The organism is Coprococcus sp. ART55/1 (assembly GCF_000210595.1).
Classification (GTDB): Bacteria; Bacillota; Clostridia; order Lachnospirales; family Lachnospiraceae; genus Coprococcus; species Coprococcus aceti.
Genome location: NC_021018.1, coordinates 417,833 through 430,513, shown reverse-complemented (window position 1 = coordinate 430,513; position 12,681 = coordinate 417,833). Strand labels below are relative to the sequence as shown.

Here is a 12,681-nt window from a genome sequence, read left to right as displayed (position 1 = left end):
GACGGATTCCATCAGAAGTCTGCAAGGCTGCTTTCTTCGCCGCCTGTTTCGCTGCCCTTCGTTCCATCTGCTTCTGCATCCGGGCTGTCAGGGCGTTGGAGCTGGCCGCACGGAGCTTCTGCTCTGGCTGGACGCTGATCTTCGCAGACTGGGGAGCCGTCTTGATGATACGCTTCTGTATGGTTTTCGGCTCCGGCTGTTTCCTTGGTTTTTCTTTAATCCGAATGGTTTCCGGCTGTTTCTGTCGGATGGCGGTCTGCCTTACTGTATCTTTTGCTTCCTTCTTCCGGCTCTGTTCTCGGATGGAGAGCTGCTTCATTTCTGCTATTTCCTGTCTGTTCTGGATTCTTGGTGTCTCCCTGGCAGCCCGGATCTTCTGCTCTTTCGTTTTGACGGCATCTGAAACCACCTTTTGCCGCTGGGCTTCCTGGATCTGTACTTCCCGGATCTGTGCTTCCTGAGCTTCCCGGCTGGCAGGATTGGCGGTCTGTGTGTCCCCTGTTCCTCTGGCGGTTTCTTTCTCCGCTTCTTTTTTGCCAGCGGCTCTCTGTTTGATCTTCTCGTAGGAAGTCTGTGCGGCTGTCTTTCCGGCTCTGGTTACAGTTCTGCCTGTCTTTCTTGCAGCCCATTCCTCTGCGGATGTGACTTTCCCACTGGCATATTCGGATGGGGACTGTTCTCCCATGTCATTGTCCCTGGCATTTGCGATGGTCTGGGATTTTTCCTTGCTCTCCAGTATGGCCGTCCGCATCAGCTCCTTGGGGATTCTGGAGGCAGGATTTTTGGTCTTTGGTTTTGTTGTAACTTCTTTGGTTTTGATATCCTTCATCTCTCACCTCCAGTCCCGGCTTGTCCCGCTCTTACGCTTCGCCCGGCTTGGTCGTCATCAGGCGGTACAGTTTTGTATTTCTTGGAAACGAATTTTCAAATGGCACCAGATTTCCGGAACAGCGGATCAGACCATGGCCGGCACCCACATTGGTGATGTAGGATAACTGGTTGTCTGAAATATTCAGAAGTGCCGCCAGCTCGTCCCGGTCGGTGGTGGCCTGATTCAAAAGGATCAGGAACTCACTGTTCGCCAGCATCAGGCGGGCGGTATCGGATTTCAGAAGTTCCTCTACGTTCTGGGTAAGCCCGGTGACAAATCCGGAATACTTACGGATACGCTTGTACAGGCGGTAGAAAAAGTCCGCACTGTATTCGTAGCGGAACAGCAGATAAAACTCATCCGCAAAGATCCATGTCGTTTTTCCCTTCTTCCAGTTCTGGATCACACGGTTGAAAATAGAATCCAATGTGACCAGCATGCCAAGGGGCATCAGCTGTTCGCCCAGCTCCCGAATATCATAGTCGATGATACGGCTCTTCGTGTTGACATTGGTTTCCTGGGCAAAGGTGTTCAGACTTCCGTTGATAAACAATTCCGAAGACAAGGCCAGTCCTCTGGCTTCTTCCTCCGGCTGGAGCATGAGCTGTCGGTACAGGTCTTTCAAAGTCGGCACCTGCCCTTTGTAACCGCCCCTCATATAATCCCGGTACACATCTGCGGTGCAGCGGTCGAGGATGGATTTCTCCTTTGCCGAAAGGTTTCCGGCTCCGACAAGCTGCTCAAACAAGGACAGGATAAATTCTGACTTCTCAATGAGCGGGTTGCGGTCATTGCCATAGGCGGAATCCATGTCCAGTGCATTCAGATGGGTATCCGAGGTTGCCGAGATCCGGATAACCTCTCCGTTTAAGGCTTCCACCAAAGAAGCAAACTCCGACTCTGGATCAAGGATGAGGATGTCATCTTCCGTGGAAAGGGCAAGGTCTACGATCTCTTCTTTTGCTGAGAAGCTCTTTCCCGAACCGCTGACACCCAGTCGGAAAGAGTTGCCATTTAACAGTTTCCTTCGGTCTGCCACCAGCATATTTTTGCTGACTGCATTCTGCCCATAATAGATGCCGCCCGGCTGCATGATCTCCTGCGTATGGAATGGAATCAATACGGCAGTGGACTCTGTGGTAAGGGTTCGCACGGCATCGATTTTCCGCAGGCCATACGGCAGGACGGTATTCAGTCCATCGACCTGTTGCCATTTCAGGGTTGCCATCTGGCAGAGGTGTTTTCTTGCAATGGAATACAGGGTTTCCGTATCAGAATCCAGTTGTTTCTTGCTTTCTGCCATATGTACCATTGTCAGGATACCGAACATCATCCTCTGGTCCCTGGTAGTCAGATCGTCCAGCATTTCCTTGGTCTCTTTTCTCTGCAGCTCCATGTCATAGGGAACTACGGCTGAAAAGTTATTGTTGGCATTCTGGCGTCTCTGCCAGTTGGTGACGTTTGTCTCCACGCCCAGCAGTCGGTTCTGGATCTCACGCACCGCTTCGTCTGTCGGTACGGGGATGATATCAATGGACAGCATCAGGTTCCTGCCAAGGCTGCACAGTTCGGAGATCATCTCATCCTTTACATAGTTGGCGTAATCTTCCATAAAAAGGACTCTGCCGTACTGCTCGCCCAGCTTGAAATGGTCGTTATGGAATTCCATCGTGTCCGGGCAGATCCAGTCTTTGAAGCTGTGTCCTTTTTTCGCAAAGGCTTTCATGTCAAATGGAAAACTCTGTGGAACGTCTGCCTTGAAAAAGTCCCGGAAGATCTGTAGCCTCTGCTCTGCATCCAGCTCTTCCCCAATAGAGGACAGCTTGGCCAGATGGGTGATGATGTCCGTTCCCACACGTGCGAAATAGGTTCTGGCTTCATCGATGTTTTTCTTGTGGACGCTGATGGTCAGATAGCGTTCCTGGTAGATACTGTTGTTGGTACCGGAGATCTTGGAAAGGAGCATGTCATTGTACTCTTTCCGGTACTCGTCCAGACCGTCCCCTTTCATCGGGATCAGCAGGGACTGCTCAAACTCTTCCTTGTTGATCTTACGGTTGTTCAGGGTAATCTTCGCCGTACAGCCGGAATCCAGTGCATTTAAAAGTTCGGAGTAGTCCAGGAACATCTCTGTCTTATCCGCTTTGCTGGCAATGGAATAGTTGATATCCGTAAACCGGAATGTCCGGGAATACTTGCTCTCCACCTGAAAAATACCGTCCGGCCAGATCTTGCGGATCGGGATCGCCTGCTGGACAGACCTCGGTACTTTGAATTTTTCTTTGTCCTGTTTCAGTGTCTGACTCAGGGTTTTAATCAAGGGCATCACCCCTTCCTCCTGGCTTCTTTGGTTTCTTCTGTTTCGTCCGCTTCTTTTCCAGAAGTTCCGCTCCGTTTCCCATCATCTTTTCACCCAGCCGCAGGCTCTCTTCCATGCAGGAAAAGTACAGGTTCTCTGATTTGAATACCAGCCGTTTCGGGTACAGCAGTTCGGATTTGATGACTGCCCATGCGAACTGTTCTGCCGTCATGCCGTGGTAACGGAAAAAGCCGCAGGCTGCAAAGGGAGCCGCCCCAAGCACGCACAGCCATCCGGTTACCTGTTCCCCGGCATATTTCCGGGTGAGGAAATAAATACCAAGGGCTGACAGAATCGCCAGTACCGAAAATAGGCACTGCCGGAAACTTAAGCCCCAGAACATTGACTCCTGATAGTCTCGGATTTCTTTATTCATTTTCACTTCCATGTTGTTTTCTACCTTTCTCTTTGTAATCTCTGTTTTTTCTTTTGTTTCTGTTTTGGTACATCCCTTTGCCGGATGCCATTTCTTTCCATAAATCTTTTTGTTCCTTCCGGATCAAGCTCTGCCAGTTTTTTCAGGTCGAATGTAACCCTCTGGAAGATGCAGTAACCGGAGGATGCGGTATCCGGCTGTATCGTTCCCAGCTTATGCTGCTTTATAAAACGAAGCTTTTCTTTGCTGAAATTGTGGTCGATATAGGCTTCATTGATACCGCCCAGCGGAGCAAAAGGCAGGTTTACCGTAAGGTCTGCAAAGCTTTCCGGGTATCCATCTTCCATATGGTAAAGCCCGATATAGAGATTGTCATCGCTCATGTAACTGTCTACCCTGAGAAATAATTCCTCCCGGCCATACTGCCAGTCGTAGCTCAGTGTCTTTGGTTCTTCCATTTTTTTCGCCTCCTATAATCCCATGATTTCTTTTACGATACGGTCGGATGCCTTGACTGCCCCGACCAGTACCAGCAGGTTAAATACCAGTTCCCCGACGTAATTCCAGACAATGGTCACGGCGGACAGGCTGGTGTCCCCGATGGCCGGCGGACTTGATGCAAACACCGAAAAGATGATGCAGGCCAGTGCGATGATGGCTCCTTCCAGACATACCCCGGCGTAGGAACGGATAAAGTTCTTTCCTACAGACTGGGTTGGCTCCCCGGCAAAGGTTGCCAATGGAATCGGTGCGATGGCTGTGTACATATACAGCTTAAACATTCTCCCGTATACAGTCAGAATCATGACAAATGACAATACCGTAATCAGCAGGCTTCCTAATAAAGTTACGATCCACAAAGGGATAGATTCCAGCATCCCCACCGCTTCGATCTTGTCCACGATCTCCGAGGGCAGCTCCGTTACAGTTCCACCCGCCATCCCGGAGTGGGACATGATATTTGTTACGATGCCCTGCACAATGGAAAAGATCGCGGTCAAAAGCTCCATGCCGGACATGACGGCTCCCTGTGCCAGTGCAAAACGGATAAAGGCTTTCACTACATGTTCCGGCTTTTTCATATCTGTGAAGTTCCATTAGAGAACACAAAGCAAATACCCTCATATCCAAAGATACAAGGGTATGCTTAACGGTCATGCGTTTAGGTATTTCTTCATCTCCGCCTTTATCTTTTCTCTGGCGGCAGTTACAGCACGACCTACGGATTGTTGGCTGCAATGCTCGATTTTCCCTATCTCTTTATAAGTCATTTCATACTCATAGTGGAGCAGGAAACGCCGCCTTTGCATTTCTGGCAGCTTGCTGATAATCCTCTGGAGCAGTTCTGCCCGTTCTTCCTCAAGAATAACCTCCTCAATGCTTTTAGGCTGTCTTACCGCCCGCCAGTTCAGAGTTTCCTCCATAATTTCCGAAAACTCCCTGTGACGGTAATCCCAACCCTCAATTTTCCTTTCGTCAAGTTCCAGTCTCCGAAACGCCATATAGAAGTCATAAGATACGCACAGCTTTTGGATTTTTCCCTGCCCGTCACGAAAACTGATATGATAGCTTGTTCCTGCCTCTGTCACTACTTCCCGAAGCCAGTATGACCGTTTAGGTATCGCCATTGCCTTGTCCTCCTGCTAAAAAATGGGTGAGAGGGGTTGTCCTCTCACCCAGTAGCCCGCAGGAAACAGCAGGGCTTTAGATACTATAAGAGTTTTCTCAGCTTTTTCCGCAGATGGTCTAACCTCGCATAGACAGCACCCGCCGATAAATCAACCATCGGCGCAATCTCCTTTAGGGAATATCCCTGCATTTTCAGCAGGACAATTTGCAGGGTACGCTTGTCCACCGTAAGCAATGCACGGTATAGGTTTTCGTCCTCGATTTCATTCAGCATATCCCAGACTGTATTGACCTCCATGGGCGGCTCCTGCATGGCAGTTTCCGCTATGTATTCCCCAACATCATTCAGGCGTGTGTAAAACCGTCTGTCAGAATTAAATTCTTCTCTATCAAAAGTGCGAATTTCCTCAATCGTTTCTTCATCAACTCCGCACTCCCGTAAAATCTTTTCTTCTTTTTCTTTCCAGAGCCGCCATCTGCGCTCTGCCTTTCCGTGGTTGTATGCCACTGTTCTTTACCTCCAATCTGAATTTTTTTGAAAATCCAGATTGGCAGGCGGTGAGCGACACCCAACGCCAGAAGCGGGCTTATCCTGTCTCTTGACAAAAAGCGACAAAAGAAAAACCGCAAAGGCTGTCAGACCATTGCGGCTATGAGAAGTAAAAGCTCTTTTATGTAGATATTTGTCCTCTGCTTTTAGTGCATAAAAGAGCCATATCAAACAAGGAATTTTTTAACAGATTATCCTCGTTTCTGTCTGGTAATATGTAGAACGCCGCACGGATCAGCGGCAGGATAGAAAGTGAAGAAAGACGCAAAAAATCCCTCCAAACTCAAAACGGGTTTAGAGGGAGCATTAGGGCATAACAATACAGTCCGTCAAAACTCCGTTTTTTTATATGGCGGACTGGGCGGACTGATAAACACTATCCGAAAAAGAAAGAGCCGATGATCTGTGAAATATCTCACAAGTTCATCGGCTCTGCGTCTGTGCGTCTGGCTCTTTGATGACAGTTATATGTAATTTTTTCGCATTGATTAAAGTTTCTCGTTTGCATTTCGGGCAATAAAGAGGATAATGCACCAAAACAGTATCCTTCCGTATTTTGTCACGAGTTTTATTTCCACAAACAGGGCAACATACCCATTCAGAATTTATTTTTTCCATATTGTCCCCTCACTATTTCCACGGTTTACCGCCATCGAGCCAACCTTGCTCCACCCAATACTTCCCATCAAGGTGTTCGGGGTCGGATTTATGTATGGATTTCTGTATCATACGGCAGAAGAAAAACTTAATTTTCGTAATCAAATTCGTGTGTGCGGATTTTGTGTAATCCATATGTGCAAACTTCTTGGATAGTTTTTGAACTTTTCCTGTGAGTTTAGCTTGTTTCTTTTTAGAAAGTTTTTCCCAAACAATATCGCTCATCAACGCCCCAGTAAATATCCCGATCTCGGAAATCCCCCACCAAGATAAACTGTGCTTTATATCTTTCGCTGCAGATTTTGCTCCGCTACCCAAGCACTGTGTTATGATGACTGCCCGCTTCCCAAACATTTCAGGAGCAGGGCGGTGTGGCATCCATCGGTAAGCAAAATGGTCAAGCAATGCTTTCATTGCTCCCGTAACATGAAACACATATGCAGGAGAAGTCATTACAATCAAATCCGCTTTTAAAAGCGATTCATCCATTTTTCTAATGTATTCAGCGTCCTTGCAAGTTTTTTCGCCCTTTAATGTGCAGTTCAAGCAACCAACACAGAAGTTTGGACAATCTTTTGGAAGATAATATTCTGTAATATTCGCTTCATCCCTAAACTCAGTTAAAAACGTCTCTTTCAAGCGGTAGGTAACACCGTGTTTCTCTGTTCCGTTTATCACTGTGATATTCAATCTTTATACCTCCAAAACGTCGTGTAAAACTTGTGTATGAAAGTTCTTGCGGTTTTCTTTCTGTCTAAGGTCAATCCCCAATATTTGTGATATGATTTCATATCGCAGGAACATTTGCTGCATAACGGTAATCAAATACAGTGTTTTTCTCTTTATTGCCGCTTCATCAAGGTCAGGACGGCAGGCGGCAACAATCGGAAGATACGCCTCATAAGTTCTGTAAGTATTGTCACCTTCTTTCGGTGACTGCATGTCGGTAAGAATGGAAATTTTGGAAACAGCATAATGTTCAAACAGAAAATCAAGTGTCATATTGCTGAGATATTCCAACTTTTCAAAGGGGGTAAAACTGTCCGTTTTCTCCCGTATATTCTGAAATCGCTTAACCGTTCCGTTTATCATACGCTCAATACATTGCTCAATAAGTTTCTCTTTATTTCCAAAATGATAATTCACAAGACCTAAGCCAACGCTGGCTCTTTTGCATATTTCACGCACTGTAATTTCATCTAAACGCTCGCCTTTTTCTTCGATAAGTTTAATCGTTTCCTGTATGATTGCTTCTTTATTATCCACGCTACGCCTCCTGCTGAACAATGTTCAAAAGCATTATACTGAACATCGTTCAAAAAGTCAAGGGATTACGATAACTGAATAGCGAATGTATTGGTGTCAAAATGCCGTATTCAAGCAGCTTACAGCGAATAGAAAATGACGGATAAGGAATTTATCCCTATCCGCCACAGTTTTACAATTATATGCGTTACATTTTTTAAGTATAAATAATCTCCCTCTCCACAATCTCCCTTGCACACGCCCGTATGTTATTCATTCTCTGCACCCATTCTAAGGCGTTTTCCGCCTTTAGCTGCTCTGTGATACCCTGCGCCTGTTTCATCTGCTCTGTGAGCCTTTCCATGCGCTCCTGCGCCTGCCTGTCGATGTCGGCAAGGTAGGCGTTCAGCCTGCCGCTTGTGAGCAGGGTTATGTAGGCGGCTCTGCGGTATTCTTTCAGATACCGCAAGTGCCGCTGCCCCCATACGCCTATGGGCTGTTCGTTCTCGGCGGGTACTGTGAGGCAGGGAAGAAGATAATCCCCCTGCTGTTCGTAAGCGCCGCCCAACTGTTCAAAGATTGATTTTGTCATTGTCATTTCCTCCATTACCGTATTTTTACCCTTTTCGCCTTTGCATACATGACCTTTATCAGCAGCTCGTCCACACAGTCCGTATATCTGCCCGCCGCAAGCAGCTTATTGCGGAAGTCAATCAGGGCGTGGAGAACAAGCTGCCTTTCTTCCTCGCTAAGATACAAGTGATATTTTCCCATAGCCTTTCCTTTCTTTGAGAGGGCAGGCGTTTTTCCTGCAAGGGTGTTTCAGCACCTTTGCGGAAAATACCCGTTCCCCTATGTAGCCGCCGAAGCGGTAACAGATTTTAATCATCTGTTCTGCCCCGGCATTGGTTTCCGTGCGGTCATAGACCTCAATCCTCTCCACAAGGAGATTGAGATTTTCAGCAGTCAATTCCTGTATCCCCACATACTGCGCCATCAATTCCGCCCACCTGACAGCGTTCTGCTGATTGTCCTTAACCTCCTGCATGGCGGCTTCTAAAGCCTGTATCTGCCCTAAAAGCTGTTCCTGTTCGGTCTGGTACTTATCCATCAGACGGTTAAAATTGTCATGGGAGATACGCCCCGATACACTGTCCTCATACAGACGGTCAAACAGTCTCGTCACTTCCTCATACCGTTTCTTTGCCGCTTTCAGTCTGTCGGCATTGTTTTTCCCTTTGCTTCCGTCTGCTCTGGTGTTCATCTTCACTGCCAGAGTCACCGCTTTCTCCCTGTCCTCATAGGCAAGACGGGCGTGGTACTGAATATCCGCAAGCACCGCCTTGTATAAATCCTCATAGAAAATACGGTGGTCTGTGCAGGCTTTGGTATCGTGGGCGTAAGTGGTACACACATAAATCCTGTGCCTTTTCCCCGTCCAGTAACGCAAACCTAACGCCTTTCCGCAAGCGCCGCACTTCACAAGCCCCGCAAAGGGAGAGACAAAGTTATCGGCGGTATCCCGCCTGCGGCTCAAAATCTTCTCGTTTGCCCCGTCAAAAACCTCCTGCGTCACAAGCGGCTCATGGGTGTTCTCCACAGTAATCCAGTCCTCTTTTGGTACTTTCTTTAAGGCGTTGACCTTGAAGATACTCTCGGTCTTGCACATCACGCAATGCCCCAGATAAAGGGGATTGGAAATGATATTGCGTATGACGGTGTGCGACCACTCATATTTGTTCTCTGGATTTTCAAACCGCTTGGAGTAGTCCTTTTCGCCCCTGCTGTGCAGCCACCATGACGGGCAGGGTACTTGTTCCTCACGGAACACAGCAGCGATTTTGTGCGTTCCCATGCCTGTGTTGGCAAGCTCGAAGATCCGTTTCACAATCCACGCTGTTTCCTCGTCCACCATCAGCTTGTTGTGGTTATCGGGGGATTTACGGTAGCCGATGGGGTTAAAGGAAGAACGGTACAGCCCCGCCTTTGCCCTCGCACGGATAGAGGAACGGATTTTGCGGGAATTATCCCGGCTGTAAAACTCGTTCATCACATTTTTCAGAGCCGCTATATCGTTGTTCTTGTTGGCGGTATCCACACCGTCATTGACTGCGATATACCGCACATTCTTCATCGGGAAGTAAATCTCCGTGAAGTGTCCGACCTTCAGATGGTCACGCCCCAGACGGGATAAGTCTTTCGTAATGACCACATCAATCTTTCCCGCCTCGATGTCATCGAGCATACGGGTAAAGCTCGGACGGTCAAAATTTAAGCCGCTGTACCCATCGTCCACATAGATTTCCACCACCAGAAAGCCATGCTCCTTTGCGTACTGCGTCAGCATGGCTTTCTGCGTTTTGATACTCTCGCTGTCGCCCTGCAGCATATCGTCCTTTGATAAGCGGCAGTACAGAGCCGCCCTTAACATTGCCATTCAGCTCGCCTCCTTTGTATCTGTACTGCCCTCATTGTATTGCGGAAGTTTGAATATCTCAAAGGTGCGGGGAGAGGAGTTTCCCCTCCGCACCTCATTTACAAGCAGGGAAATAAACAATTCCCGCATATCTGCGCCGCCCGTGTAAGCCGCTTGCACGATGATTTTCGGGCGTATCGCTGTCTTTGCCATAGGCATACCTCCCTTCAAAATCTCACTGTTTTAGTTCCTTTTTCAGAGCTGCAAGGAGTTTCTCCGCCTCCGCCCTTGTCAGCGTAATGCCCTTGCCGCATTTCTCACGGGCAGGGGAAAAGCTGCGGATGTCGTACTTCGGCTCGTTCCCGTTCCACGCAATCAGGTTGATTTCCTTTGTATAGCCGCTGTCGCTTGTGGAGAGGACAGCGATTTCTTTTACGATTTCATACTGGATTTCTTTCATCAAAGACCTGTCCTTTCTGTCCGTTACCCGCCGAGAAAAGAAGATTATCGGCTGTCACGGTTTCGTTTTCTCTGTAATTCACGCTCTAATAAGCGGATAATACAATCTTCTATCTGCTTTGGCGTTGTGCCTCTGGGAAAATATTTCCGCAGCTTGTCCATACCGATTTTCACGGTTTCCCTCTGGTTTGCCTTTTCCTCGGTCATAATCGCAAAGATGGTATCCATATCAAGCCGCCCCATCTGGCTTAACTTTTTCATGCGCTGCGCCTGCGAAAGAGATGGGGTAGCGTCCTCGCTCTCCATCGTAATCCGCAGGTTTTCCTGCTCGTCCTTCTTCAAAAAAGACAGTTCCACCGCAGGGGTAAGGGCAATCTGCCCCTCGTCCACCATCTGCAAAATCGGCGGGATTAACTCGGTCAGACGGATATATCGCTGTACGGTGGTCTTTCCAATACCAAAGCCCTGCGCCACCGTTTCGTCCATCCGCAACTTCGTCCCAACTTGGGACGAAGTTAAATCCGTGCGGTATCCCTGCCTTTTCATCGCCTCCAACTTCATCTTATAAGCGAAAGCCCTCTCGCTCGGCAGGATATTTTCTCTCTGGATATTGCTGTCCACAAGGGTAATAATCGCCCGGTCACGGTCTAAGGGCAAAACAAAAGCAGGGATTGTCTCTATCCCTGCAAGCTGTGAGGCACGGACACGCCGCTGCCCTGCGATGACTTCGTACCCGTTCCCGTCCTCCTTCGGGCGGGTTATGATGGGCGTTACCACACCAAACTCTTTGATACTCTCCGCCATTTCCATCAGCAGTCCGTCCTCCACCAGACGGAACGGGTTATCGGGGAACGGGTGTAAATCCTCAATCTTCAACACGGTAAAATCCTGTTTTTTCAATGGCTTTCCTACCTTTCTCTTGACCTATTTCTATTCGATTTCTGCAATTCTTCCAACACTTCGGGCGGGATTTTCCTGAGCAGGCGTTCCAACTGCTGATTGGTGCGCTGCAACTCAAATATCTTCTGATTGGCTTTCTGCACCTTTAATTCCTCTGCGTATTTCTCGTCACGCAGCTGCCCCGCATAGTCGCTTTCCTGCCCGATTTTCTTTTTGAGGCTGTCGATATAGGCGCTCTGTTTCCCGATCTCCCGTGAAAACTTTTCCGCCTCCGGCAGCCATGCGGAAAGCAGGGAGAGCGCCTTATCCCGTTTCTTCCCTGCGTTAAAGGCGTTAATATCGGACAGCGCCGCCACGATTTCCTCATACTGTTTATCCAGCCTGCCGCCCAGCTTAAAGAGCCATGTGGGGATATGCTTTCGCCCCGTAATCATTGAGGACTGCCCCCGTTCCAACTCATTCCACCGTGCGGACATACGCTCATGGTAGGCGGTCTGCCACTCGGATAAAGACTTCTGGTTGCCTAAAAAGTATTTGGCAGACAGCTTTCCCTCTGGCGTAATCGGCACAAAGCAAAGGTGCATATGGGGTGTTTTCTCGTCCATATGCACCACAGCAGAGAGGATATTTTGCTTTCCCACACGCTCCGCTATGAAGTCCAAAGCCATAGCAAAGTAGGCTTTCTGTTCCTCTGGCGGTAAGCTGTTCATAAATTCAGGAGAGGCGGTAATGAGGGTTTCCACCATCATCACGCTGTCTTTGCGCACCTTGCAGCCTGCCTCCTGCACCATACGGTTAATCTCTTTTTTGTAGGTGTAGCGTGGCGGCGGCACAAGATGATAGTTGTACTTGGAGCATTCCATATCAATATCGGGATTGCTCTTGTACGCCTCCTTCTTCCGTTCATTGTGGCGTTCACAGGCAGCCACAGAGCCTGCCTTGCGTTTCTGGAAACGCAGGATTGCGTAAGGCATAAGCGTTCAACTCCTTTCTTTTTTCGGCGGGTGTTCTTTGGGCGGTGACGGTGGTGACAGTGATGACGGTGGTAATGGGATACCCTCCCAGATGGCACAGCACTGTCACCGGCACCGCCTTTTCCCGCAGCCGTAGGCGACGGGGAGCAGGGCGCAAGCCCTGCATAAAGGGAGTCCAGAGGGAACGTCTGGCACACGCTCCTTGCCTGCAAGGTGTAGTGTGTTACACCCTGCAAAAGCGTGCT

The 12,681-nt window shown here is 48.6% G+C and carries 15 protein-coding genes and 2 pseudogenes; all 17 read right to left on the bottom strand.

Annotated features, from left to right (window positions below; genetic code table 11):
* Positions 1 to 829, bottom strand: a pseudogene (locus CCU_RS02105) (lytic transglycosylase); the annotation flags it as partial.
* Between the two features lie 31 nt (positions 830 to 860).
* Positions 861 to 3,191 carry a VirB4-like conjugal transfer ATPase, CD1110 family gene (locus tag CCU_RS02100; protein WP_330369934.1) on the bottom strand — a complete coding sequence of 777 codons (2,331 nt, stop codon included), beginning with the start codon at positions 3,189 to 3,191 and terminating at the stop codon, positions 861 to 863.
* Positions 3,184 to 3,618 carry a PrgI family protein gene (locus CCU_RS02095; protein ID WP_015533382.1) on the bottom strand — a complete coding sequence of 145 codons (435 nt, stop codon included), beginning with the start codon at positions 3,616 to 3,618 and terminating at the stop codon, positions 3,184 to 3,186. Before CCU_RS02095 ends, CCU_RS02100 begins: the two co-directional genes overlap by 8 nt.
* Positions 3,619 to 3,626: 8 nt before the next feature.
* Positions 3,627 to 4,064, bottom strand: a complete 438-nt coding sequence (locus CCU_RS02090; RefSeq protein WP_015533381.1) for a DUF4313 domain-containing protein — start codon at positions 4,062 to 4,064, stop codon at positions 3,627 to 3,629.
* Positions 4,065 to 4,076: 12 nt separating this feature from the next.
* Positions 4,077 to 4,700: pseudogene (locus CCU_RS02085) on the bottom strand (hypothetical protein); the annotation flags it as partial.
* A gap of 60 nt (positions 4,701 to 4,760) precedes the next feature.
* Positions 4,761 to 5,234, bottom strand: a complete 474-nt coding sequence (locus CCU_RS02080; RefSeq protein ID WP_015512784.1) for an RNA polymerase sigma factor — start codon at positions 5,232 to 5,234, stop codon at positions 4,761 to 4,763.
* A gap of 83 nt (positions 5,235 to 5,317) precedes the next feature.
* Positions 5,318 to 5,743: an RNA polymerase sigma factor gene (locus tag CCU_RS02075; RefSeq protein WP_204686626.1), complete on the bottom strand. Its 426-nt coding sequence runs from the start codon at positions 5,741 to 5,743 to the stop codon at positions 5,318 to 5,320.
* Positions 5,744 to 6,208: 465 nt separating this feature from the next.
* Entirely contained in the window at positions 6,209 to 6,403 is a 195-nt protein-coding gene (locus CCU_RS02070; RefSeq protein WP_205088736.1) for a cysteine-rich KTR domain-containing protein, read from the bottom strand.
* A gap of 12 nt (positions 6,404 to 6,415) precedes the next feature.
* Positions 6,416 to 7,132, bottom strand: a complete 717-nt coding sequence (locus tag CCU_RS02065) for a flavodoxin family protein (RefSeq protein ID WP_208895915.1) — start codon at positions 7,130 to 7,132, stop codon at positions 6,416 to 6,418.
* Between the two features lie 3 nt (positions 7,133 to 7,135).
* Positions 7,136 to 7,708, bottom strand: a complete 573-nt coding sequence (locus CCU_RS02060) for a TetR/AcrR family transcriptional regulator (RefSeq protein ID WP_208895914.1) — start codon at positions 7,706 to 7,708, stop codon at positions 7,136 to 7,138.
* Positions 7,709 to 7,904: 196 nt separating this feature from the next.
* The gene (locus tag CCU_RS02055; RefSeq protein WP_015533379.1) at positions 7,905 to 8,279 is read right to left on the bottom strand and encodes a TnpV protein; all 375 of its coding nucleotides are present in this window, start codon (positions 8,277 to 8,279) and stop codon (positions 7,905 to 7,907) included.
* A 14-nt stretch (positions 8,280 to 8,293) separates the two neighbouring features.
* Entirely contained in the window at positions 8,294 to 8,461 is a 168-nt protein-coding gene (locus CCU_RS02050; RefSeq protein WP_015533378.1) for a hypothetical protein, read from the bottom strand.
* Entirely contained in the window at positions 8,436 to 10,124 is a 1,689-nt protein-coding gene (locus CCU_RS02045; RefSeq protein ID WP_015533377.1) for a recombinase family protein, read from the bottom strand. Before CCU_RS02045 ends, CCU_RS02050 begins: the two co-directional genes overlap by 26 nt.
* Entirely contained in the window at positions 10,125 to 10,316 is a 192-nt protein-coding gene (locus CCU_RS02040; RefSeq protein ID WP_015533376.1) for a hypothetical protein, read from the bottom strand.
* Positions 10,317 to 10,338: 22 nt separating this feature from the next.
* A complete protein-coding gene (locus CCU_RS02035; protein WP_015512779.1) occupies positions 10,339 to 10,563 on the bottom strand; it encodes a YdbC family protein in 225 nt (74 codons plus the stop codon).
* Between the two features lie 44 nt (positions 10,564 to 10,607).
* Complete coding sequence (locus CCU_RS02030; protein WP_208728468.1) at positions 10,608 to 11,462, bottom strand: ParB/RepB/Spo0J family partition protein; 855 nt, start codon at positions 11,460 to 11,462, stop codon at positions 10,608 to 10,610.
* An 8-nt stretch (positions 11,463 to 11,470) separates the two neighbouring features.
* On the bottom strand, positions 11,471 to 12,436 hold the full coding sequence (gene mobV, locus CCU_RS02025) for a MobV family relaxase (protein WP_015512778.1): 966 nt from the start codon (positions 12,434 to 12,436) through the stop codon (positions 11,471 to 11,473).
* Between the last annotated feature and the right edge of the window lie 245 nt (positions 12,437 to 12,681).

What these genes read in the sequence shown, in the direction of transcription:
- CCU_RS02080 (WP_015512784.1), bottom strand. Translation starts at nt 5,234, where the DNA reads ATGGCGATACCTAAACGGTCATACTGGCTTCGGGAAGTAGTGACAGAG.
- CCU_RS02045 (WP_015533377.1), bottom strand. Translation starts at nt 10,124, where the DNA reads ATGGCAATGTTAAGGGCGGCTCTGTACTGCCGCTTATCAAAGGACGAT.
- CCU_RS02055 (WP_015533379.1), bottom strand. Translation starts at nt 8,279, where the DNA reads ATGACAAAATCAATCTTTGAACAGTTGGGCGGCGCTTACGAACAGCAG.
- CCU_RS02070 (WP_205088736.1), bottom strand. Translation starts at nt 6,403, where the DNA reads ATGGAAAAAATAAATTCTGAATGGGTATGTTGCCCTGTTTGTGGAAAT.
- CCU_RS02090 (WP_015533381.1), bottom strand. Translation starts at nt 4,064, where the DNA reads ATGGAAGAACCAAAGACACTGAGCTACGACTGGCAGTATGGCCGGGAG.
- mobV (WP_015512778.1), bottom strand. Translation starts at nt 12,436, where the DNA reads ATGCCTTACGCAATCCTGCGTTTCCAGAAACGCAAGGCAGGCTCTGTG.
- CCU_RS02050 (WP_015533378.1), bottom strand. Translation starts at nt 8,461, where the DNA reads ATGGGAAAATATCACTTGTATCTTAGCGAGGAAGAAAGGCAGCTTGTT.
- CCU_RS02095 (WP_015533382.1), bottom strand. Translation starts at nt 3,618, where the DNA reads ATGGAAGTGAAAATGAATAAAGAAATCCGAGACTATCAGGAGTCAATG.
- CCU_RS02035 (WP_015512779.1), bottom strand. Translation starts at nt 10,563, where the DNA reads ATGAAAGAAATCCAGTATGAAATCGTAAAAGAAATCGCTGTCCTCTCC.
- CCU_RS02040 (WP_015533376.1), bottom strand. Translation starts at nt 10,316, where the DNA reads ATGGCAAAGACAGCGATACGCCCGAAAATCATCGTGCAAGCGGCTTAC.